Origin of the sequence: Cupriavidus consociatus, assembly GCF_017814975.1 — a bacterium.
GTDB lineage: Bacteria > Pseudomonadota > Gammaproteobacteria > Burkholderiales > Burkholderiaceae > Cupriavidus > Cupriavidus consociatus.
Map to the genome: position 1 here is coordinate 276,795 of NZ_JAGIQA010000001.1, position 21,015 is coordinate 297,809.

The window sequence follows — 21,015 nt, forward strand, 5'->3', positions numbered from 1 at the left end:
GCATGGACTCTCAAGCCCCGGATCGCGGCGCGCTGCTGCCGCTGGCCTATCACGCAACGGTGGTCGGCTATCTGCGTCGCCACGAGCCTGAGGTCTGGCGCTGGGCCAGCGCTCGCGCTACCGGCGCTGACCACCGCGAAGCGTTGCGCTCGATGCTGTTGCGGGACACCTACCGGATCGAGGCTGACCCCCACGCCGAGGTACACGCTGCGCTGGCGCAGGCGATGTCGCGGCTTGGCATCGAAGCGCGCGCAACGCTCTACCAGTCGCCGGGCCAGGACATGAACGCGTCGCTGGTCTATGTGCCCGGAGAAGTCCACATCGTCATGCAGGGTCCGCTGCTGGAGCGGCTCGCGCCGCCGGAACTGCGGGCGGTGTTCGGCCACGAGCTGGCCCACTACCTGCTGTGGTCGCGCGACGACAACCAGTTCCTGGTGGCTGACCGCATCCTGAACGACGCACTCGCCGCGCCAGGCGCGAGTGCCAGCCACCGCGAGACCTGGCGGCGCTACGCGTTGCATACCGAGCTGTTTGCCGACCGTGGCGGCGCCGTGGCGGCCGGTGCGGTGGCGCCGGCGGTGTCGACGCTGGTCAAGGTGCAGACCGGCATGGGCAGCGTGGACGCGGCCGCCTACCTGCGCCAGGCGGTCGAGATTGAATCCAGCGAGCCGGGCGCGAGCGCCGCCCACAGCCATCCCGAGACCTTTATCCGGGCCCGCGCGCTGGCGCTGTGGTGGGAGGGCGCGGCCGATCTTGATCCGTGGATCGAGACCCGCCTGCACGGCCCGTTGGCGCTGGAAAAGCTGGACCTCCCCGGACAGGTCCGGTTGCAGGCGCTCACGCGCGGCTTCCTGGCTCACTTTCTCGCCGGCACGCCGCTGGCGAGCGAGGCGGTGCTTGCGCAGGTGCGCATGATGTTCCCAGACTGGCGTGACGTTGAACCGGCGATCGGGCCCGAAAAGTTGGGGCAGGGCGTGATCGACGACAGCGTTCGCGGCTATCTGAATGCATTGATGATGGACCTGGCGCTGGCAGACCCCGACCAGCAGGACGCGGCCCTGCTGCGCGCCGGCCAGATGGCTCAGGGGCTCGGCAGCCTCGAAGCGCTGCAAGGTAACCTGCGCCGCGACGCCGGCTTCGGCAAGCGCGAACTGGACCGCTACCAGCGCCAACTCGATCGCCAGTTCGATCACCAACTGGCCAGGGAGGGCCGGGCATGAATGACAGCACGACCCACGGCACGAACACCAACGCCGGTATGAACGATAGCGGCGAGCCGCGCACGCTGCGGGCACTGATCGATGCGCAGGCGGGCGCGGCGCTGCCTGTCGACGACGTCCTGGTGCTGGTGCTGCCCCTGTTCGCGCAGGTCGCCGCATTGCATGCGCAGGGCAGGGTGGCGGCGCTCGATCCCGACAGCATACTGGTGAGCGAGGACGGCGCGCTGCGACTGCGGCGGCCGGATGGCGAACTCCCCGTCATGGACCTCGGCGCGGTGCACCGCGTGCAGCCGCATCCGGCCTCGGGCCTGAATATCGTCGGCGCGCTGCAGCTCGGCCATGCCGACGACGGGCAGCGCGACCAGACCGACCTGGCCTTGCAGCTTGACGCAACCGCGCCGATCGAGCGCCCGGTCTACCTGCGCGGGCCGGCGAGCTGGGAAGGGCTGCTGGGCCACCATGACGAGATCGGCGATGTCTTCCTGCTCGGCATGGTGCTGGCGAGCCTCGCCTGCGGCCTGGACTTCGCCGATGAGCACGATCTGCGCAGCTTCGTGACGCACCGCCGCAACCTGTTCCTGCTGCACGAGCGCCTGCACCCGATCGTCGCCGCGGTGATCGTCGAGATGACCGGGATCAACCGCCACGATCGTGCCACCGATGTCGCCGCGCTCGCGACGCGGCTGCGCACATGGCGCGAGCAGCCGGCAGCCCTGGACGTGGAACGGGCGCTGGCTGGCACGACTGGCGCCACGCCGCGCCGTGCCGCCGTGCTCACGCACCTGCGTGACCGCCTGTTCGACCTGTCGCGGCGCAACCGCCTGCTGCACTTCCGTCCGACCGCGGCCAGTGTCAACCTGACGGTGGCCAGCGTGCCGCTGATGCTGCAGATCGAAAGCGTGCGGCCCGAACACATCTGCACCTGGGGCGGCCCGTTCGCAGCCGATTTGGTGGCGGGCAAACCGGTGTCGCTGCAGCGCTGGCTGCGCTTCGACGACCAGCCATACCTGCCGGCATCGCTCGATCGCCTGATCGCCGAGACGCGCCGCGATCGCGCCGAATATGGCTTCAGCAACCTGCGCCTGGTGGTTGCGTTCCTGCGCTGGCACAACCTGAAGGAGGCGCCGGACGAGCGTATCGTGACGCCGCTGCTGTGGCTGCCGGTGGAGCTGGTCAGGCGCAAGGGCGTGCGCGACCAGTATGTGATCCAGTGCGCGGGCGGCGAAGCCGAGTTCAATCCGGTACTGCGCCACTACCTGAGCCAGCTCTATGACATCCGGCTCGAGGAGACCGTGGATCTCGGCAAGACCTCGCTGGAGGAGATCCATGCCGGGATCCTCGCACAGATTCGCCGTTCCGAGCCTTCGGTGGAGCTGCGCCTCGTCGACAAGGCCGCCGTACGGCTGGTGCGGCAGAAGGCGCTGCAGCGGATGCAGCAGTTTCAGCGTCGCAGGCCAGGCACGGCCGCTGCGCGCACGGGCGGCTGGCTGCGGCCATACAGCTATGCGCAGGACGACTACCGCCCGCTGGGCCGCGCGCTGTTCGAGCATTGGGTGCGGCCGAGCGAGCTGCCGCAGCGTTTCGAGGCCGGCGCGCCCACGGGTGCCGGCCCGCGCCAGCCGCAGATGAGCGGCGCAGCCGCGGCGCAAAGCGAAGAGCGCCAGGGTTTCGTGCTCGAGGAGTCCGAGGGCCACCGTTATGCCTGGGATCTGGACCTGACGCAGGTGACGCTCGCGAACTTCAACTATCGCAAGATGTCGCTGGTGCGCGACTACGCGCAGCTGCTCGACGAGCCCGGCGCGAATCCGTCGTTCGACCGCGTGTTCTCGATCGAGCCGCGCGACGTGGAGACGGAAGCGCCCGCGCCGCTCGCGCCGGCCGAGCAATGGAACGTGGTGGCGGCCGATGCGACGCAGAACGCTGCGGTCGGCCTTGCGCGCAGCCAGCGCAGCTTCATCATCCAGGGCCCGCCGGGCACGGGCAAGTCGCAGACCATCACGAACCTGATCGCCGACTACGCGGGGCGTGGCAAGCGCGTGCTGTTCGTCTGCGAGAAGCGGGCCGCGCTCGATGTGGTGTTCCATCGGCTCAAGCAAAGCGGGCTGGATTCGCTGTGCTGCCTGATCCACGACTCGCAGACCGACAAGAAGGCCTTCATTGCCGACCTGCGCGCCTGCTACGAGCAGTGGATCGCGCAGCCGCACGACGGCGATGCGCTGGTGGCACGCCGCAAACAGGTGGCGGAGGCCCTCGCCGCTCACCAGCATCGTATCGACGCCTTCGAATCGGCAATGGCCGCAGCGCCTGAGCCACTCGGCGACAGCATGCGTGCAGTGTTGCGCCGCGTGGTAACGCTCCCTGCGGTGCCGGAAGCCGGGCCTGCGATGCGCGAGCGCCTGCCGGCCCTCGCCGCATGGGGCCGCCAGCGCGATCTTGCACACCGCTTGCACCGCGCGATGCGCGAGCGCTTCGGTCTCGGCAGCCTGGCCGCGCATCCGTTCGCGCGCCTGTCTGCGCAACTGGTGGCCGACGAGCGCGCGTATGGCCGCGCCGAGCAACTGTGCCAGGACGCCGAGGCCCTGTTCGATGCGCTTGACCCGCTGCTGGACAGCACGGCGAGCCTTACCGGCCCGGACACCAGCCTGGAACAGGCATGCGCGATTGCCGTCGACAGCCAATGGCTGCTCGACACGGGCCTTGCCGCACACCTGGACCTGCTCGATCCGGCCTCGCCGGCACAAGCGGCACTGCGCGATCTCCGCGCGGACCTCGACACACGCACGCAGGCACTTGCGGACGCGCGCGCCGTCACGTCGAACTGGCACGACAAGCTGAGCCCTGGCGATACCGAATCGGCGCTGGCGCTCGCGCGGCGGCTGGAGCCGTCGATCGCGCGCTGGCTGCAGCCCGCGTGGTGGCGGCTGCGCGGCGAACTGAAGCGCCGCTATGATTTTGGGAAGCACGCCATCCATCCCGGCTACGGCAAGGTGCTGGAAGCGCTGGCCGCCGAACACGCCGCGAGTGCGGCGCTGGCGGCAGCCGATGCCGACAGCCGCCGCCGCTATGGCGTGAGCGAGATGCAGGCCTTCCTGCGCGCACTCAACGAACTCGAGCAGCGCCTGCAGTCGGGCGCGGGCCCGCGCGAACTGGTCGCGCATCTGCGCCAGGCCGTCGATCCGGTCGCGGCGGCGCGCGCCGAGGCCGGTGCGCGCGAGGCGCTGGAGAAGCTCGCGCAGCGCGTGCGCGACGGGCTGGCGCTGGCCGGCGATGCGCGCCTCGGCGACATCGCCGAACTGCTGCGCGACCTGCGCGAAGCGCTCGACGAGTTGCCGGACCTGTTGCCGCTGTTGCGCGCTGTGCATGCAGGCGATCCCGCCTGTGCCGCTACGCTGCAGTGGCTCGATCATGAGCCCGCGCAACTGGAAGCGCTGGTGGCCGACGAGGCGCTGCGTCGCCTTGCGCGCGAGAACCCGCTGCTGGCGAGACTTGGTGGTGCCGCGCTCGCGCAGGCCGCGCGTGCCGTGGCGCAGGGCCAGCGCGAACTGCTCGCGCTGAACGCGGAGGTCGTGCGCGCCACGCGGCACAAGCACTTCGCCGAGCATGTGCGCGTGTCTTCGCTGTCGGCCACGATGCTGGACGCCGACGGCAAGGCGTTCAAGAAGCAATACGCCACGGGCCGGCGCGAACTGGAGCATGAGTTCGGCAAGAGCATGCGCCACCGCTCGATCCGTGATCTCTCCGACGACGAGACCGGCCTCGTCATCAACGACCTGAAGCCGATCTGGCTGATGAGCCCGTTGTCGGTATCCGACACGCTGCCGCTGTCGCCGGACCTGTTCGACGTGGTGATCTTCGACGAAGCCAGCCAGATTCCGACCGAGGAGGCCGTGCCCGCGCTCAGCCGCGCACGCCAGGTGGTAGTGGTCGGCGACGAGATGCAGCTGCCCCCGACGAGCTTCTTTACGGCCGGTGGCGCCGAGGGAGACGACGAGATCGTGGTGGAGGAGGAGGGCGACCGCATCGCCATCAACCTCGATTCGGACAGCCTGCTGAACCAGGCCGCGCGCAACCTGCCAGCAACGCTGCTGGCGTGGCACTACCGCAGCCGTCACGAATCGCTGATCAGCTTCTCCAACGCCGCCTTCTACGACGGGCGCCTTGTCACCATTCCCGACCGTGTGCTGGAACAGGCCGAGGACGAGGCGGCTCAGCTGCGCTCGGACCAGCAGGATGCCGGCATCGCTGGCGCCGACGCGTTGCTGGCGCGGCCAGTCAGCTTCCACTGGCTGGCCGATGGCGTCTATGCGGACCGCCGCAATACGCCTGAGGCCGTCTACATCGCCCGCACCGTGCGCGAGATGCTGTGCCGCGAGACCGGGCTGAGCCTGGGCATCGTGGCGTTTTCCGAGGCGCAGCAGGGCGCCATCGAGTCAGCGCTCGAGGCGTTGGCCGCCGAAGACGCAGACTTCGCAATGCGCCTCGAGCGCGAGTACGTGCGCGAGGATGACGACCAGTTCAACGGGCTGTTCGTCAAAAACCTGGAGAACGTGCAGGGCGACGAGCGCGACGTGATCATCCTGAGCATCTGCTACGCGCCGGGGCCGGATGGCAAGATGCTGATGAACTTCGGCCCGATCAACCAGCGTGGGGGCGAGAAGCGCCTGAACGTGATCTTCAGCCGCGCGCGCCATCGGATGGCGGTGGTGTCGACGATCCAGGCCGAAGCGATCACCAACGTGCACAACGATGGCGCGGCCGCGCTGCGCGCGTTCCTGCAGTTCGCGCAGGCCAGCGCGCGCGGCCAGTTCGCGCGTGCCCAGGCGGTGCTTGGCGCGCTGAATCCGGGTGCCCGCGACGTCTTCACGCGCGAGGCCACGCCGGACAGCATCCGCGACGCTCTGGCCGAGGCGCTGCGCGCACGCGGCCACCAGGTGCACGCCAACGTCGGACGCTCGCAGTTCCGTTGCGACCTGGCCATTGCCGAGCCGTCGGGACAAGGCTACGCGTTGGCAATCCTGCTCGATTCGCCGTCGGAGGCGGTAACGGATACCGCTGAACGCTATGTGTTCCGACCCGGCATCCTGCGCAGTTTCGGCTGGCGGGTGCTGGACATCCCGGGCAAGGACTGGCTCGACGATCGGGACGCCGTGCTGGCCCGGATCGAAGCCATGCTGGCCAAAGGCGAAGATCGCGCACTGGACGCGGAGGTGGAGATGGCGGCGCCCTTGGCGAAGCCTGCCGCCATGCAGGGCGCGGCCGCAACGGACGAACTTCAGGCGGCGGCAACCGCGCCGGGTGTGCAAGAAGCGTTCACGCAGACGTTGCGCTTCGAGCAGGGGACGTCGCGCAAGTTCTGGCGGGCCAGCGTGCGCGGGGCGGAGCTTTCCGTCACCTATGGCCGCATCGGCAGCGCGGGGCAGACCAGCGTGAAGGCGTTCGACAGCGCCGAGCGGGCCCGGCGCGAGATGGACAAGCTGGTGGCGGAGAAACTGCGCAAGGGTTACCTGGAGGCGTAGGCCGCGGGGGTGGAAGGCCCTTTTGTGGCCGCCTGACAAGACACTTTGACGCAAGCAAGAGAGGGCAAAAATACAATCGGGCGGAAGACCTGCAACAAGCGGTATTTCTGGCTTTTGTTGGCTTTCAAACACTTCTTGCTCCCCGTGCAACGTTTCTTAACTGAAACTTGAGCCAATGCTGGCGCGATCGGAGGGTCCGAGCAGCGGGCCCTTCCCGCTGGCGACGCCATCACTCCCGAGAAGTCGTTGCTGGTCAGACCTCCGCTGGTCCGGCAGGCGGGGTGAGGTGGAACTTTGAATGAGGTCATACGATGAGCACAGTAGCAGCCGTGCCCTGCTTGCTATGCACTGCGCTGGCAAGACGCTGGTTCGACCGGCGCGATCCGACAGGTGGGGGCCGCATATATCGCTGCGCCGCCTGTGGTGGCCGGTTCGCTGTCAGCGGCGGTGCGGTGGGTGCCATCGAGCAGGGACGATGCGACGCCGCTGAATTGCTGGCGGCAGTAAGGCGGCACATATCCGCCGGCAGCTTGCCTCGCATTGACGTGATTGGGAACAAACCGATCGTGAGCAAGCTCGAGCGCCAGGGGTATTGATCGATGCCGAGCCTTGGCTTTTCTCATCGTTGCTGGCACGCGGTAGTCGCGCAGGTTTCGAAACTGGTGTCAGCGTTTCCCGTGTTTGCGCTGGGCAGGTGTCAGCAACCCGATTGAAGCGAAGGGATTCAGGACGTGGGAAGCGGTTGACGAGCACTCGCTCATGCTGGGCCTTAGTCCGTCCGACGCTGGCCGCTTGATGTGCGCGGTCCGAGCCAGTCAGCCGTCAGCGTGGCGATACGTTCCAGCGCTTTGCGGTCGTCAAAGCCACGACCATTGGTCTGGATGCGTTGCAACTGCCGGATGCAGTCGACCTGCGTCAGGGCCTCGGTATTGACGCGCTGGCTGTCCGCATCGCCGCTCGCGTACATCAGGAGGAGGGGAGTGGACAGCTTGTGCAGGATGGCCGCGCCGGCAAGGTCTGGCCTGCCCGCAACGCAGGCGATTGCGCCCACGCGGCCGGGAGCGGAAACATCGGCACGCAGCGCCGCCGCGGCAGCGATGCCAGCGGCGAACAAGCCTACAGGCAGGGTGGCGTATGGGGTGCGTGTGTCGAGGAAGGCCAGGCTGGCCTTGATCCGGGCCTCCAGGTCGTCAATGTCGAAAGCCTGGGCATCACGGCTGCGGTCGCCCGGCTGCAGGTTTACCAGCATGGTGGCGAAGCCGTTCCCGCGGAGCTTTCGTGCCAGATACTGGCTGCGGGGATTGCGGCGCTGAGCATTGCCGGCATAGGCCATGAGCACCACGGCTTGCGGATTTGGCGGAGATTCCAGCATGGCCGGCAGGCCGCTGATTGCATACGGTATCCGCAAGGCCATGCTGAGCGCAGGAAGACGCGCTATCGAGCGGTCGGCGGCGTGCCGGCTCGAGGTCGGCGACGCCTTCTCAATCAGCTGCCTTACCTTGTCGTCGGTGAGCAGTTGGAACTCGCGATACCAATGCGCCAGGCAGCCCACGCGTTCGGGCGTAGCCAGGCAGATGACCTCGTCAGCCAGCGCACGTACCTCTTCAAGAGCGACGCGGTTAGCAACAGGAAGGGCGCAGATCAGGGGGGCGGGTTGCCGTTTGCGGACGCTGGCGAGCGCTGCAATCATGGTGGCGCCGCTAACCAGGCCGTCGTCGACCACGATCACGGTCCGGCCTCGTGGATCGGCGAACTGGCGCACACCCGCGTACAAGGCGCGTTGGCGGCACAGTGCGTCGGTCTGTGCGCGGCATTGCGCGGCGTGCTCGTCGATAACGCTCGGCGCACCGCTGGTCCAGGCCGTGCCGGTATCGTCCACGGCGACCCCGGCAGCGACGCGGCGAGCCATGACCACGTCGAAGTCTGCCTCCAGTGCATCGGCGACAACCCGGCCGACTGGCACGCCGCCACGCGGGATGGCCAGTACCAGTACGCCGGGGACGCGGTACGTGCTTAACAGCTTTGCCAACTCTGCGCCGGCGTGTTCGCGGGAGTGGAACTTTGTCGGGTAACAACCCGGCCGCAGCGGCCGGGTTATCTCCTCCAATTGAATGGCTCGCACGGTTGCTGGCATGTCGCCTCTTTTTGCAGCGATCTACGGACTAGCCTTCCATTTCACTACGTACCAGCAGTACGGGCTTGCTCGTCCTGGCCAGTACGCCCTCCGAAACACTGCCCATCAGCATGCGCCGGACACCGCGGCGTCCGTGCGTGCCCATGACGATCAGGTCGGCGTTCCATGCGTCAGCTTCCGCGACGATGGTCGACGAGATCCGCCCCGGTGTCACAGGCTTCTCGTCAAGCTGCGCGGTGCTTCGGATGCCTGCCTCGCCAAGGCGCGCCGTGGCGGCGTCCAGCGCCTTCCGGCCATGAGCCGCGAGCGTTGTTACCACCTCGCGCGGATCAAAGTAGCTGGCTTCGAAGTAGACATCGCTGTCGTCCACCACATACAGCGCCTTGACCTCGGCGCCTGTGGCCCGAGCAACGATGATGGCCTGGCTCAGGGCCAGGTCAGACGAGCGGCTGCCGTCGATGGCGAGCAAGATGCGGTGGTACATGGTTGGTCTCCTGAGTCCACAACGCGCGATAAATCGTTATTGCCATGCGTTGTAGTCAGCGTAGTGCGAAGGTGCCGCGAGTATTTGACATACATCAACACGCGCCGTAACTCTGCATCGATGTGGAGAGCGCTCAACGTGAAAGCTGTCGCGCCAGGCGGAAAATTGCCCATCTCCGGCGTTGTGGGGCCGCCCCGGAGCGTCCTCCGGAACGACCATGCGCGCATGTCGTAAAGGGCACCCGCGGCACCAGGCCGCGGTCGCCTCGCCATGCCGACATGGATTGCCCGATGCTTGCGGGCCTGCCAAGGTTGCTTTGCGCGGAATTTGCGCTGGAATAGAGATGTGAGGTTGCCGCAAGGGGGCTGGCTGCCCACCACTGTGAGAGGCACCATGTGGATCGGTGTACCTAAAGAGATCAAAGACCAGGAGTACAGGGTAGGCCTCACGCCAGCTTGCGTACGTGAGCTGGTCAGCCACGGCCATGCCGTCATGATCCAGGCCGGTGCCGGCGCTGCGGTGGGCCTATCCGATCGGCAGTACGAGGCAGCGGGGGGACAGCTGGCGGCGGATGCGATGAGCGTCTATGACCGGGCCGAGATGATCGTCAAGGTCAAGGAGCCACAGCCATCCGAGCTGGCATTGCTCAAGGCCGGGCAGATTCTCTACACGTACCTCCATCTGGCCGCGGACCGGAGCTTGACCGCCGGTCTGGTCAGGTCCGGCGCTATCTGCATTGCCTATGAGACTGTCACCGGGCCCGATGGCGGCCTGCCGTTGCTTGCCCCGATGAGCGAGGTGGCGGGCCGCATGTCGGTCCAGGTTGCTGCCGCGCATCTGGAGAAACCGCGGGGCGGCATGGGCCTGTTGCTTGGCGGCGTCCCGGGGGTCGCCCCCGCCCACGTGGTGGTGATCGGTGCCGGCGTGGTCGGCACCAATGCCCTTCAGATCGCGGTGGGCATGGGAGCACGCGTTACAGTGCTGGACAAGAATGTCGATCGGCTGCGGCATCTCAGCCTCGTGTACGGTAACCGCGTGACGGGGCTTTATTCCACCACGGATAGCATCGAGCGGGCGCTATTGTCAGCGGATGTGGTCATCGGCGCGGTGCTGGTGCCAGGCGGCGAGGCGCCCAAGCTCGTCACTCGCGCCATGGTTGCGCGCATGAAGGCCGGATCAGTCATGGTCGATGTGGCGATCGACCAGGGCGGCTGCTTCGAGACATCGCGTCCGACCAGCCATACGGCACCGACCTATGTCGTCGACGGCGTGCTGCACTACTGCGTGACCAATATGCCGGCCGCGGTCGCCCGGACTTCTACCTTTGCCCTGAACAATGCCACGATCGGCTATGCGCTAGCCATTGCCGATAAAGGATGGCTACGCGCGTTGGCCGAGGATGCCTATCTGCGGGCGGGCTTGAACATTTGTCGGGGACATGTGACTTATGCCGCCGTCGCCAGCGCGCATGGATACATGCATGTACCCGCCGAAGAGGTTTTGGTCTGATCTGGGGTACCTGACTCTTGCTCCGATGCGTGGATGATCTGACGCAACCGATTTCAGCATTGCTCATCCGGAAATAGAAGCAAAAAAAAGTCCCCGACGCCTGCTGCTCGGGGACGATGCCGGTTCGGGGCCCGCCAATGCAGGGCGACCCCGCCTATTGCAAACGCTTCAGGTCCTTTGCTGTATCTGCTTACTTACCCTATTCTACGAACCCATCGCGGTTGGTGATCCTCGCGCCGTCCGTGAACACGTCACGCCTGTCCACGACTCTCGCGCCGTCCGAATAGACGTCGAACTTCGCGCTCCCATCGGAATATGGATCTCGCGGCCCCATGACGCTCGCCCCATCCGTGTACACATCTCGCGCCCCGATGCCGGCATAGGCCAGGCTGGAGCCAAGCGCGGCACTTGCGCCAGCAAGCAGAATGAGAGTCTTTACCATTTTTTCCTCCTACTTATGCGGTTGCAAGGATCCCGGCAGCGAAACCTGTTTGTTCCAATGTCAGGGCATAGCTTTGTTCGACTGCAATGTATGCCCTGGCCTCGGGTTGATGAATAGGGCATGTTGCCGAAAATCGGCTAGGGGAATGCCCGATTCGGAAGGGGGACGGGAACTATCGAAATTCCGCAAGAACACTTATGCGCGCGGCAGCGTTCTGGCATAGATTCGTAGTGTGCATTGCATCATCCATGGATCTGTGCTGCTGCACGTTGCGTGGATTGGGTGCAATTTCGTAATTTTTAACGAATTTGGGCATATTGGCCTTAGCAAGGCTATTGTCATTTCGCTCGACGCCAGCCATGACTCGTGGTGCCGGAATCTGCTCCGAGGGTTTGAGAATCGAATAATGACCATCATCCTGCACAAGCCGAGGCTCAACCTCTTCATTCAAACCGGCTTTGTCGCATTGGCGTATTTTGCAGGTGCAAGGCTGGGACTTGCCTATGCGGTAGTAGGTGGAGCCGTGTCCCTGGTATGGCCCTCCAGCGGTATCGCCCTCGTTGCGCTGCTCACGATGGGCTTCGGCGTTGCCCCGGGTGTCGCCATTGGATCGATGCTCGCCAACATGTCAGTGGGCGTGCCTGCGCATGTGGCCGCGGTGATCGCCCTCGGCGCGACAGCAGCCGCCTTAACGGCCACATGGCTGCTAAATCGAGTCGCCGGCTTCCAGGTCTCGCTTGATCGCATCAGGGACGTGCTGGCCTTCATCATCCTGGCGGCGACGCTTGGCTCGGCACTGAGCGCGTCGATCGGCACGACCGCCCTCTGGGGTGGCGGGCTGCTGTCAGCCGACGAATACAGCACCGCCTTTCTGGAATGGTGGCTCGGCGACATGATGGGCGTGCTCGTGGTGGCTCCGCCGCTGCTCCATCTGCTCGCATATCCGAGCCCCATTCATACGGCCAGGCAAGCCGGGGAAGCGTGCGGGCTGGCCGTGGCGATTCTCTGGGTGGGTTACCTGATCTTCGGTGCCCCGCAGCTCGCCGGACACGGCTACTATCCTGCGGCCATGGCGATCCTTCCGTTCGTGATCTGGGCCGCTCTGCGCTTCGATCATCTTGGCACCAGCCTCGCTACCTTGCTGGTCTCGATCATCGCCATTCGGGGCGCCACGCATGGCACCGGTCCCTTTGCCGCGGATTCCCCGGTGGATAGCCTCGTAAGATGGTGTGCGTTCGCGAATGTGGTGGCGATTACCGGGCTGCTGCTGGCGGCGGCAAACGCCCAGCAAAAGCGCTTGCATCGCCTGCTGATGGCATCTCACAAGGAACTCGAACGGCGCGTGCAAGCGCGAACACAGGATCTGGAGCGGGCCAACGACGAACTGAGGCAGGAGATGGAAAGGCGCCGCCGCGTCGAGTCAGAACTGATCCGGATCGGCGATCACCAACAGAGGCTCATTGGCCGCGAACTGCATGACGGTCTCGGGCAGCACCTTACCAGCCTGGGCTTTCACTGCACCACCTTGAGCCTGCAACTGCAGAAGCAGGGAAACCCGGCAGCCGCGGATGCGGCGACCGTTGTCGACCTGGTGAAACAGGCATCCCTGATGACTCGCAGGATTGCCCACGGCCTGGACCCCGTGACCATGGAATCCGGTGACCTCTCGGTCGCCCTGCAAGGTCTGGCAGAAAAGACAAGCTCTCTGAACGGCATCGGCTGTACGCTTCGCATCGCGTCAGATGTGGACTTGCCGGATCCGCCGATGCAGACCAACCTTTACCGTGCGGCGCAGGAAGCGGTCAATAACGCATTGAAGTACAGCCAGGGCAGCCATATCTGGATCGCCCTGGAACGGGAAGGCGAACTCCAGAGGCTTTCGATCAGTGACGATGGCGTGGGAATCGACCCGGATCGGATGGAACGTGCGTCGGGACTGGGACTTCACAACCTGCGACACCGGGCAGGTCTTCTGGACGGGTCGTGCACCATCACCCGCAATGCCATGGGTGGTACCACGGTTGCCATCAGTTATCCGATACCGGAGGGTGCCGGTCATGCCAGAGACGCCATTTAGCCATGGCCCTGCAACCAAGGTCCTGATTGTTGACGATCACCCCATCATCCGGGAGGGATTAACCCACTTGCTGATGCAAGAGGGTCTGCACGTCTGCTGTGCAGCCGCAACTTCCGAAGAAGCCTTCGCGGCGATGGCCAGCCAGCCTGACATCGCCATTGTGGATCTCAGCCTGCAGTCGGATTCCGGCCTGGATCTTATCAAGACGCTGAGGCAACATCACCCGAGCCTGGCAATACTCGTCCTCAGCATGCATGACGAGACCTTGTTTGCCGAACGCGCATTGCGAGCCGGCGCCAATGGATACCTGATGAAACTCGAGGCCGCGGAGGAGGTCATGAGTGCCATCCGCGAGGTGCTGGCAGGCAGCATTTACCTCAGCGCCGCAATGCATGCCCGGCTGGCGCGGGCGCTGGCGGTTCCCAGAGCAACTCCGGCGGGCTCGGTCGCGTGTCTTTCCGAACGGGAGTTTGAGGTCCTGCATCTGATCGGCCTCGGCTTCAGCACTCGCGAGATCGCCATGAAGCTGAACCGGAGCGTCAAGACCATCGAGGCGCATCAGGCCAACATCAAGGAGAAGCTGGATATTTCCAGCGGCAAGGAGTTGATGCGCTTTGCGATCCAGTGGCTCGAGAGTGAGTAGTGGGGTAAATAGATCCGCAGCGGGCCCTGGAAGGCGGCCAGCGGGGGCTCGACATTTCCGTCACGCTGACCGAGCCGCACGAGACGATAGAAGCCGCCGTTCGCGAGGAACTGGGTGCATACGTATTCGGCTGGTCATCGGCATATGCCTGAGGACATCAAGAGATCCGGCGTGTGCAAGCGAGCGATTAACGTGAAGTTAATGGCTTCCGACAAAAAAGCATAAGACGGTTAATGTGGCGGTGTCTACACTGTTTTCCATGGATTCAGCGGCGGCCGCGACAGGCAATGCGGCACAGCATGGTGTGAAGCGTATCCACTGCGGGACGGGAGACCAAATGGGAAGCCACAACCTCACTTGTATCAATGGAAAGGGCATTGCGCCGCTTGAAAAGAGCGCAGGGCATGCTTTTCCGGAAATGCGGCCGGCGATTTGCCGTGTGTCAGTCCCTGATGGGCGTCTGCGCACTTCAGCCGTAGCGTTGCCCTAACCCCCGCCCTGCCCTGGACTCCGCCAGGGCCATGATGTTCGCCCGCCACCGTTGTCCTGAACCAATTTTTTGTCTGAACAGAATCGCTCCCGAATTTCCGGGACGCGGTAACGCACACCCTTTGTCCAAAACATTATTGAGCCAGCCATGAAACGCAATGTATTGGTGCTCCGTAGTCAACAAGCTCTGGCATTCGGCCGCTCTCTCGGCATTGCCGCATCTGTGGCCTGCGTCGCGTTTCCTGCCATAGCCGACGTGGAGCTCGACGGCCGCAGCGCCACCCCGGAATCCATCGTACGCATCGCCCACGGCGAGCCTGTGCGCATCGCGCCTGCGGCACGTCAGCGCGTGCGCCAGGCCCATGACGTCCTGCTGGATGCCGCCCGCGCGGGCAAACAGATTTATGGGCTGACGGTCGGCGTCGGTCTCAACAAGGACCGGTCCATGGTCGATGCCAAGGGTGAGCTGACGAAGGAAATCGTCGATGCATCGCGGCGCTTCAATATCGCCCTGCTGCGTGCGCATAGCGGTGGCACCGGACCTGACGCGCCGGCTGTCGATGTCCGTGCGGCGATGGCGGCTCGCCTGAATGCGCTGCTTGCCGGCGGTGGCGGCGTGCAGGAAAGCATCGTCGATGCGTACGTTCATTTTCTGAACGCGGGCATCACGCCGGCGATCCCGTCCGTCGGCTCCATTGGCGAGGCCGACATTACTATCCTCAGCCATGTCGGCGTGGCCATGCTTGGAGAAGGCGACGTCTATTACCAAGGCCATCGCCAGCCGGCGTCCGGCGTTCTTGCGGCCGCCGGTATTGCGCCGATTCAGCCGTTCGGCAAGGACGGCCTGTCTATCCTCAGCTCCAATTCCTATGCGTCGGGCCTGGCTTCCCTGGCACTGGTGGATCTTGCGAATCTGAGCCGGCACTCAAAGCTCGTCTACGCCTTGAGCCTGCAGGCGCTGAACGGCAATGTCTCGCCGTTCCTGGAAGATTCCCTTGCCTTGCGGCCATTCCCGGAGACGGTCAAGACCGGGGCGGAATTGCGGCGCCTGTTGAGCGGTTCCAGTCTCTGGAACCAGGACGCTTCCCGTCGTCTGCAGGATCCGCTCAGTTTCCGCACCGGTGTCTTCCTGATTGGCGAACTGGATCGCACACAGTCGGAATTGCGCGCGCTGCTGAACGTGCAGTACAACGCCTCGGACGACAACCCGGGCGTGGCAATCGGCGTGAAGCCGCGTTCGGCCCGATGGCAAGAGCAACAAAGCTATTTGCCAAAGGGCGGGGCAGTGCTGCCCACGGCAAACTTTGTGCCGCTTCCCTGGGTACTCGCGTTTGAACAGACTGCGATTGCGCTGGGGCATCACTCGCTTGCATCCGCCCAACGCATCGGGCGCCTGAACGATCCCAGCTTCACCAGCCTTTCGCGCTCCCTCGGGACTGAGAATGCGGTCCATGCGTTCGGTGCCATGGAGAAGCCCGCCATTGCGCTCGCTGCGGAGAACAAATCGCTGGCGCAGCCGGTATCGATGGATTTCTCGCCATCCTCCGGCAACATCGAAGATGTTGCGACCAACGCTCCCGCGGTCGTGCAACGCGTGCGCAAGCAGATCGACAACGCCTATGCACTGCTGGCCATTGAACTCGTCCATGCCGTCCAGGCGGCCGAGTTGCGTCGCCGCAAGGATTCCGGATTCACGTTGTCGCCCGCCACCCAGGAGCTGGCCGATGCATTGCGCAAGCGCGTGGCCTTTCTGGAGCATGACCGTCCACTCACCGGCGACTACCGGGCGGCAGCCGAAGTGCTCAGGGGCCATATGCCCTGAGCTGGGCAGCGTCACAACAAGACCGCAGCACGTCCTGTCCAGCTGACGTACTGAAGTCGGGCGAGCGGCAGACGGCTGGGTTCTGCGACGCCCGCCCGCCGCCAGAAGGCTCACATTCCAGGAAATATAAGACTTGTCATTGGAGACACCCATGAAGAGAAGATTCTGTGCAGGCATGCTGCTGGCGATGGGATCGCAAATGGCTGCGGCACAGTCGTCTGTCACGCTCTATGGCGTTGGCGACATCGGATTCGAGTACCTGACCAAAGCCGATGCGGCCGGGAACAAGCAGCTTCGCGTGACCAGCGGCAACGTCTCGGGCTCGCGTTGGGGGTTGCGCGGCGTTGAAGACCTTGGCGGCGGCAACAGGGCCGTCTACGTGCTCGAGAGCGGCTTCGACCTGGATACCGGGATGGGTCAGGGTGGCCGGCTTTTTGGCAGACAGGCTTATGTGGGACTGGAAAGCCAGTGGGGGCGTATTACGCTGGGTCGGCAGCAGAATGCGTTCTTTGACCTGTTGATCAACTACGATCCGACGGGTTTCGCAACACGGTACTCCGCGTTTATGTTAGACCCCGTCCTGGTCGGGCGTTACGATAATACGGCAAAGTACACAGGCAAGTTCGGCCCCATCACTGCCGTGGCCCTGTACAGCTTTGCGCGCGGCACCACCGTGACCAGTGGCACCGGCAGCGGCTTCGCCAGCGAAAGTCCCGGGGACGTCAAGAGCGACCGCGCATTCGGCGGCGGCCTGGAGTACGCAGACGGCTCATTCGGTGCGACGGTGACCTATGACCAGCAACAAGGTACCGCCGGCATCGCCGGGCAGAATTCCGGCCAGACCGACCGCCGCCTTGCCGTGGGGGGCAACTACGTGCTGGGACAGTCGACGATATCCGTGGGCTACCGTTGGTTCAGGGGGGACATCGGCGTTGCCCCGGGCGGCCAGGCGCGCCGCAATGATGTCTATTGGCTTGGGTACCGCGTGCAAGTGTCGCCAGCAGTGGGTCTTACCGCGGCAGGCTATTACTTCAACAACAGGAACTCCGGGCAGGACCCATGGAGCCTGGCAGCGTCGGTCAACTATGCCCTCTCAAAGCGGACCGATGCATTCCTGACTGTGGGCTATGCGCACAACAAGGACAGTTCCGTCCTGGGGTTGAATGGATTCGGCACGGTGACCGCAGGGGAAAACCAGACAGGGGTCACGCTCAATCTCCGACACAAGTTTTGACTGGTGCCGGCGCGCGAAATGGGGGGCGGCCCTCGGTACCCGTAGAACGAAGTGATTCCGTCGCTTGGGGAAGCCCAAGCGAGCCGCATCAGGGATGCCGGCCAACTCTCATGATCGCGCTGGCTGTGTCGACCAGGGCCGCCAGCACAAGCATGGCGATGATCACCGTGCAAGCCTGGGGCATGTGGAACAGGGAGAGCTCGAAATACAGCATCTGCCCAAGCCCGCCGGCGCCGACAAAGCCAAGGACAGCCGCCACGCGGATATTCATTTCCCAGCGATACAGGATGTAGGCCAGGAACTGGGGCCATACGCAGGGCAGCGTCCCATACACGAAGACCAGCGCGGCGGGAGTGCCCTCTTCCGTCAGCGCGCGGGCGGGTGTGCGCGGCGCATTCTCCAGCGCCTCGGCGAACAGGCGGCCGAGCACGCCCGCGGTATGCAGTGCCAGGGCGAGGGTGCCGGCAAACGGTCCAAGGCCGACGGCGAGCACGGTCAGGGCAGCCCATACCAGCTCGGGAATCGAGCGCAGCAGGTTCAGCAGCAAGCGCGAGAACGCGCGCAGCGCATCGCCGTAGAGGCCGGAAGCCGGTAGCGCCAGGCCAAAGCCCAGCACCGCCGCACACAGCGTGCCCACGGCGGAAACCGCAAGCGTTTCGAGCATGGCGCCGCCGGTTCTGGCCAGGAACGTGGCCGACAGCTCTGGCGGGAAGAACGTCTGCAGGAAGCGCAGGATTTCGGCGGCAGCGTCCGCGGAAAAAAGCCGGCTCAGATCGAGCGAGAGATAGGCAAAACTGGCCGCGACCGCGCTTGCCACGGCGAGCAGCGTAAGCAGGCATTTGAGGCAGAACTGGCCGGCCGTGGGCGTGCTGCTTGCCATGGTTCAATCCAGCATCTTGCGCAACCGGGCGCTGAGCGCGTCGGCCAGCAGGACCAGCAGCAGGAACACAAGCAGGATGGTCGCGGCTTCGCCGCCGTTGAGCAGCTTCATGGCCTGGTCCATCAACTGGCCAAGCCCGCCGGCCCCAACGAAGCCCATCACCACCGACGCCCGCACGGCGCATTCCCAGCGATACACGGTGTACGAGACCAGCTCCTGCGCGGCATTCGGCAGCAATCCGTAAGACAGCGCCGCCAGGCGTCCGCTGCCGCCTGAGAGCAGGGCGTTCGCCGCGCGCTGGTCGCTCGATTCGAGGATTTCCGCATAGACCTTTGCCAGCATGCCGCCATAGGTGACGGCCAGCGCCAGCACGCCCGCCGCCGCGCCAAGGCCCAGCGCGCGCACGAAGACGAGCGCCCAGACCAGCTCAGGCACCCCGCGCAGCAGCAGCACCAGCGCGCGCACGGCGGTGCGCAGCGCTGCCCGCAACCGCAGTCCCGGGCCCGGACCGATGCTGGAGATGGAGAGGCTCCTGGTCATCGCTATGGCCAGCGGCGCCGCAATGGCAAAGGCGAGCGCGATGCCTGCGGTCGCGATCGCCAGCGTTTCCAGCGTTGCCTTGGCCACGTAGCCGAGAAACCCGGCTGAAACCTCGGGGGGCAGGAAGTTTGCCAGGAAGCCGCCGATCACCTTCAGGTTTGCCCTGTCGAACAGCGCCGACGGGCTGAACTGGGACAGCCTCAGCAGGGGCCACAGCAGGAGCAGGGCCAGGACCAGGCCGCCGGCCCGCCGCAGCGCCAGCGGGTCGCGTGGATGAGCGGTCATCGGCATGTTGCCCTGCGCGGGTCAGCGCCGGCGGACGTGGCGGTGATGTGCGCGGCGCGGCTGCCCTGCACGGGTGGCGATTCGCTCTCGGCGGCGTAGAGTTCGCGCAGCAGGGCGTCGGTGACGTGCCCGGCCGGCAGGTCGAAGGCGACCTCGCCCGACTTCAGGCCGATGATGCGGGGAAACCAGCGCAGAGCAAGATCCACCGCGTGCAGGCTGGCGACCAGCGTCACCGCCCGCGTATCGGCTTCCTTGCGCAGCTCGCCCAGGGTCAGGTTGGCCAGCACGGGATCCATTGCCGAGACCGGCTCGTCGGCCAGGATCAGCTCCGGGCGCTGGTAAAGCACGCGGGCCACGCCGACGCGCTGCAACTGGCCGCCCGACAATTGGTCGCAGCGGTCGAACAGGCGGTCGGCCAGCTCCAGTCGCGCCAGTTGTTCGCTGGCGCCGGCAATATCCGCCGGATAGACCAGCGAGAGCATGGATTTCCAGCCGGGCCAGATACCGAGGCGGCCGGCAAGAATGGCGGTGATCACGCGCTGGCGCGGAGGCATCGGCGGCGCCTGGTGCACCATGCCGATGCGGCAGCGCAGTTGCCGCAGGTGTGTAGCGCTCAGTGCCCAGGGGCTTTGTCCGAGGATCTCGACGCGGCCTTCGCCGGGCCGCAGCGACGTTGCCAGCAGGCGCAGCAGCGAGGTCTTGCCGGCGCCCGACGGACCGATGACGGCGATGCGTTCGCCGCTGCCCGCCGACAAGGCGATCTGGTGCAGCGCGCGTTGCCCGTTGGGGTGGCTGACGCTGGCGGCGTCGAGATGGAAACTCACTTGATCAGGCCCGCGGTGCGGGCCGCGGCCTCGATGCCGGCGTAGTTCTCCGGCTTGGTAGGGATGTACTTTACGGTCCGCTGCAGTGCCATGATCTCCCTGTGCTCGGGATTGGCCGGGTCAAGGCGCAGGAACGCATCGGTCAGCTTCTTGCGCAGTTCCGGGTCGAGCCCGCCGCGTACGGTCCAGTTGTAGTCGAAGTAGGGCGGCGTGACAGCAAACACCCGGACCTTGGCGGGGTCTACCTTGTGCTGCTCCACCAGCTTGTCCCAGACCGAGGCGTTGAGCACGCCGGCGTCGGCCTTGCCGGCCTGGACGAAGGCGGCGGTTGCATCATGGGCGCCCGAATAGGCGACAGTCTTGAAGTCACGGTCCGGATCGATGCCGGCCTGGTGCAGGAAATAGCGCGGCATCAGGTGTCCGGAAGTCGAGGACGGCGAGCCGAAGGCGAAGGTCTTGCCCTTGAGGTCGGCCAGGGTCTTGATATTGCTGTCGGCAGTGATGAACTTGCTGGTAAAGGCAGCATCTTCCTGTCGCTGGACGATGGGGATGGTGGCGCCCTTCGTCCGGATCTTGCTTTGCACGTAGGTGAAACCGCCCAGCCATGCCATGTCGATCTTGCCCGTTGCCAGGGACTCGACCACGGCGGCGTAATCCGTCACTGGCATGAACTCCACCTTCATGCCGGTTTCCTTCTCCAGGTATTTGCCAAGCGGTGCGAACTTGCGCTGCAGTTCGGTCGGTGCCTCGTCGGGGATGGCAGACACTTTCAGGACGGCCTGTGCAGCGTGGGCACCCGACAGGCAGGCAAGGCCAGACAGGGCAAGCGCGACAAGGCGTTTCGCGATACGCGGGAATATGGTTGTGGTCATGATCGAGCGTGGTCGAAGAACGGCAGTGATGGAGTGGGGACCGG

At 65.2% G+C, this 21,015-nt stretch carries 14 protein-coding genes; 7 read left to right on the forward strand and 7 right to left on the reverse strand.

All coding sequences use genetic code 11. The features are described 5' to 3' along the window. Positions 1–2 precede the first annotated feature (2 nt). Together J8I82_RS01240 and J8I82_RS01245 are read left to right on the forward strand one after the other, a co-directional pair. A complete protein-coding gene (locus J8I82_RS01240) occupies positions 3–1,220 on the forward strand; it encodes a M48 family metalloprotease (RefSeq protein WP_209753914.1) in 1,218 nt (405 codons plus the stop codon). Further along, the gene (locus J8I82_RS01245) at positions 1,217–6,736 is read left to right on the forward strand and encodes an AAA domain-containing protein (protein WP_209753916.1); all 5,520 of its coding nucleotides are present in this window, start codon (positions 1,217–1,219) and stop codon (positions 6,734–6,736) included. The genes J8I82_RS01240 and J8I82_RS01245 overlap by 4 nt, the downstream gene beginning before the upstream one ends. Before the next feature lie 769 nt (positions 6,737–7,505). Here J8I82_RS01245 and J8I82_RS01250 read toward each other — a convergent pair. Next, on the reverse strand, positions 7,506–8,870 hold the full coding sequence (locus J8I82_RS01250; RefSeq protein WP_209753918.1) for a phosphoribosyltransferase: 1,365 nt from the start codon (positions 8,868–8,870) through the stop codon (positions 7,506–7,508). Between the two features lie 28 nt (positions 8,871–8,898). Then, complete coding sequence (locus J8I82_RS01255) at positions 8,899–9,354, reverse strand: universal stress protein (protein WP_209753920.1); 456 nt, start codon at positions 9,352–9,354, stop codon at positions 8,899–8,901. Positions 9,355–9,747: 393 nt separating this feature from the next. Between J8I82_RS01255 and ald the strand changes: the two genes are divergently transcribed. Then, positions 9,748–10,863, forward strand: coding sequence for an alanine dehydrogenase (gene ald / locus J8I82_RS01260; RefSeq protein ID WP_209753922.1), 1,116 nt, complete (start codon positions 9,748–9,750; stop codon positions 10,861–10,863). Positions 10,864–11,062: 199 nt separating this feature from the next. Here ald and J8I82_RS01265 read toward each other — a convergent pair whose 3' ends face one another. Continuing rightward, positions 11,063–11,305, reverse strand: coding sequence for a hypothetical protein (locus J8I82_RS01265; protein ID WP_209753924.1), 243 nt, complete (start codon positions 11,303–11,305; stop codon positions 11,063–11,065). A gap of 406 nt (positions 11,306–11,711) precedes the next feature. On the opposite strand from J8I82_RS01265, the gene J8I82_RS01270 reads away from it, so the two are divergent. From J8I82_RS01270 to J8I82_RS01285, 4 genes are all read left to right on the forward strand, one after another. Further along, positions 11,712–13,382 (forward strand): MASE1 domain-containing protein, encoded by a 1,671-nt coding sequence (locus J8I82_RS01270; RefSeq protein ID WP_209753926.1) that lies wholly within the window; start codon positions 11,712–11,714, stop codon positions 13,380–13,382. Then, positions 13,363–14,025, forward strand: a complete 663-nt coding sequence (locus J8I82_RS01275; RefSeq protein ID WP_209753928.1) for a response regulator — start codon at positions 13,363–13,365, stop codon at positions 14,023–14,025. The genes J8I82_RS01270 and J8I82_RS01275 overlap by 20 nt, the downstream gene beginning before the upstream one ends. A gap of 637 nt (positions 14,026–14,662) precedes the next feature. Then, entirely contained in the window at positions 14,663–16,336 is a 1,674-nt protein-coding gene (locus J8I82_RS01280) for an HAL/PAL/TAL family ammonia-lyase (RefSeq protein ID WP_209753930.1), read from the forward strand. 151 nt (positions 16,337–16,487) lie between these two features. Continuing rightward, positions 16,488–17,570: a porin gene (locus tag J8I82_RS01285; RefSeq protein ID WP_209753932.1), complete on the forward strand. Its 1,083-nt coding sequence runs from the start codon at positions 16,488–16,490 to the stop codon at positions 17,568–17,570. An 88-nt stretch (positions 17,571–17,658) separates the two neighbouring features. Here J8I82_RS01285 and phnE read toward each other — a convergent pair whose 3' ends face one another. From phnE to J8I82_RS01300, 4 genes are read right to left on the reverse strand one after another with little or no spacing between them, the layout of a single operon-like run. After that, complete coding sequence (phnE, locus tag J8I82_RS38210; protein ID WP_245179282.1) at positions 17,659–18,450, reverse strand: phosphonate ABC transporter, permease protein PhnE; 792 nt, start codon at positions 18,448–18,450, stop codon at positions 17,659–17,661. Positions 18,451–18,453: 3 nt separating this feature from the next. Continuing rightward, positions 18,454–19,275, reverse strand: coding sequence for a PhnE/PtxC family ABC transporter permease (locus tag J8I82_RS38215; protein WP_245179285.1), 822 nt, complete (start codon positions 19,273–19,275; stop codon positions 18,454–18,456). After that, entirely contained in the window at positions 19,272–20,099 is an 828-nt protein-coding gene (locus J8I82_RS01295; RefSeq protein ID WP_209753933.1) for a phosphonate ABC transporter ATP-binding protein, read from the reverse strand. The genes J8I82_RS38215 and J8I82_RS01295 overlap by 4 nt, the downstream gene beginning before the upstream one ends. Further along, positions 20,096–20,971: a putative selenate ABC transporter substrate-binding protein gene (locus J8I82_RS01300; protein ID WP_209753935.1), complete on the reverse strand. Its 876-nt coding sequence runs from the start codon at positions 20,969–20,971 to the stop codon at positions 20,096–20,098. The genes J8I82_RS01295 and J8I82_RS01300 overlap by 4 nt, the downstream gene beginning before the upstream one ends. Positions 20,972–21,015 lie beyond the last annotated feature (44 nt).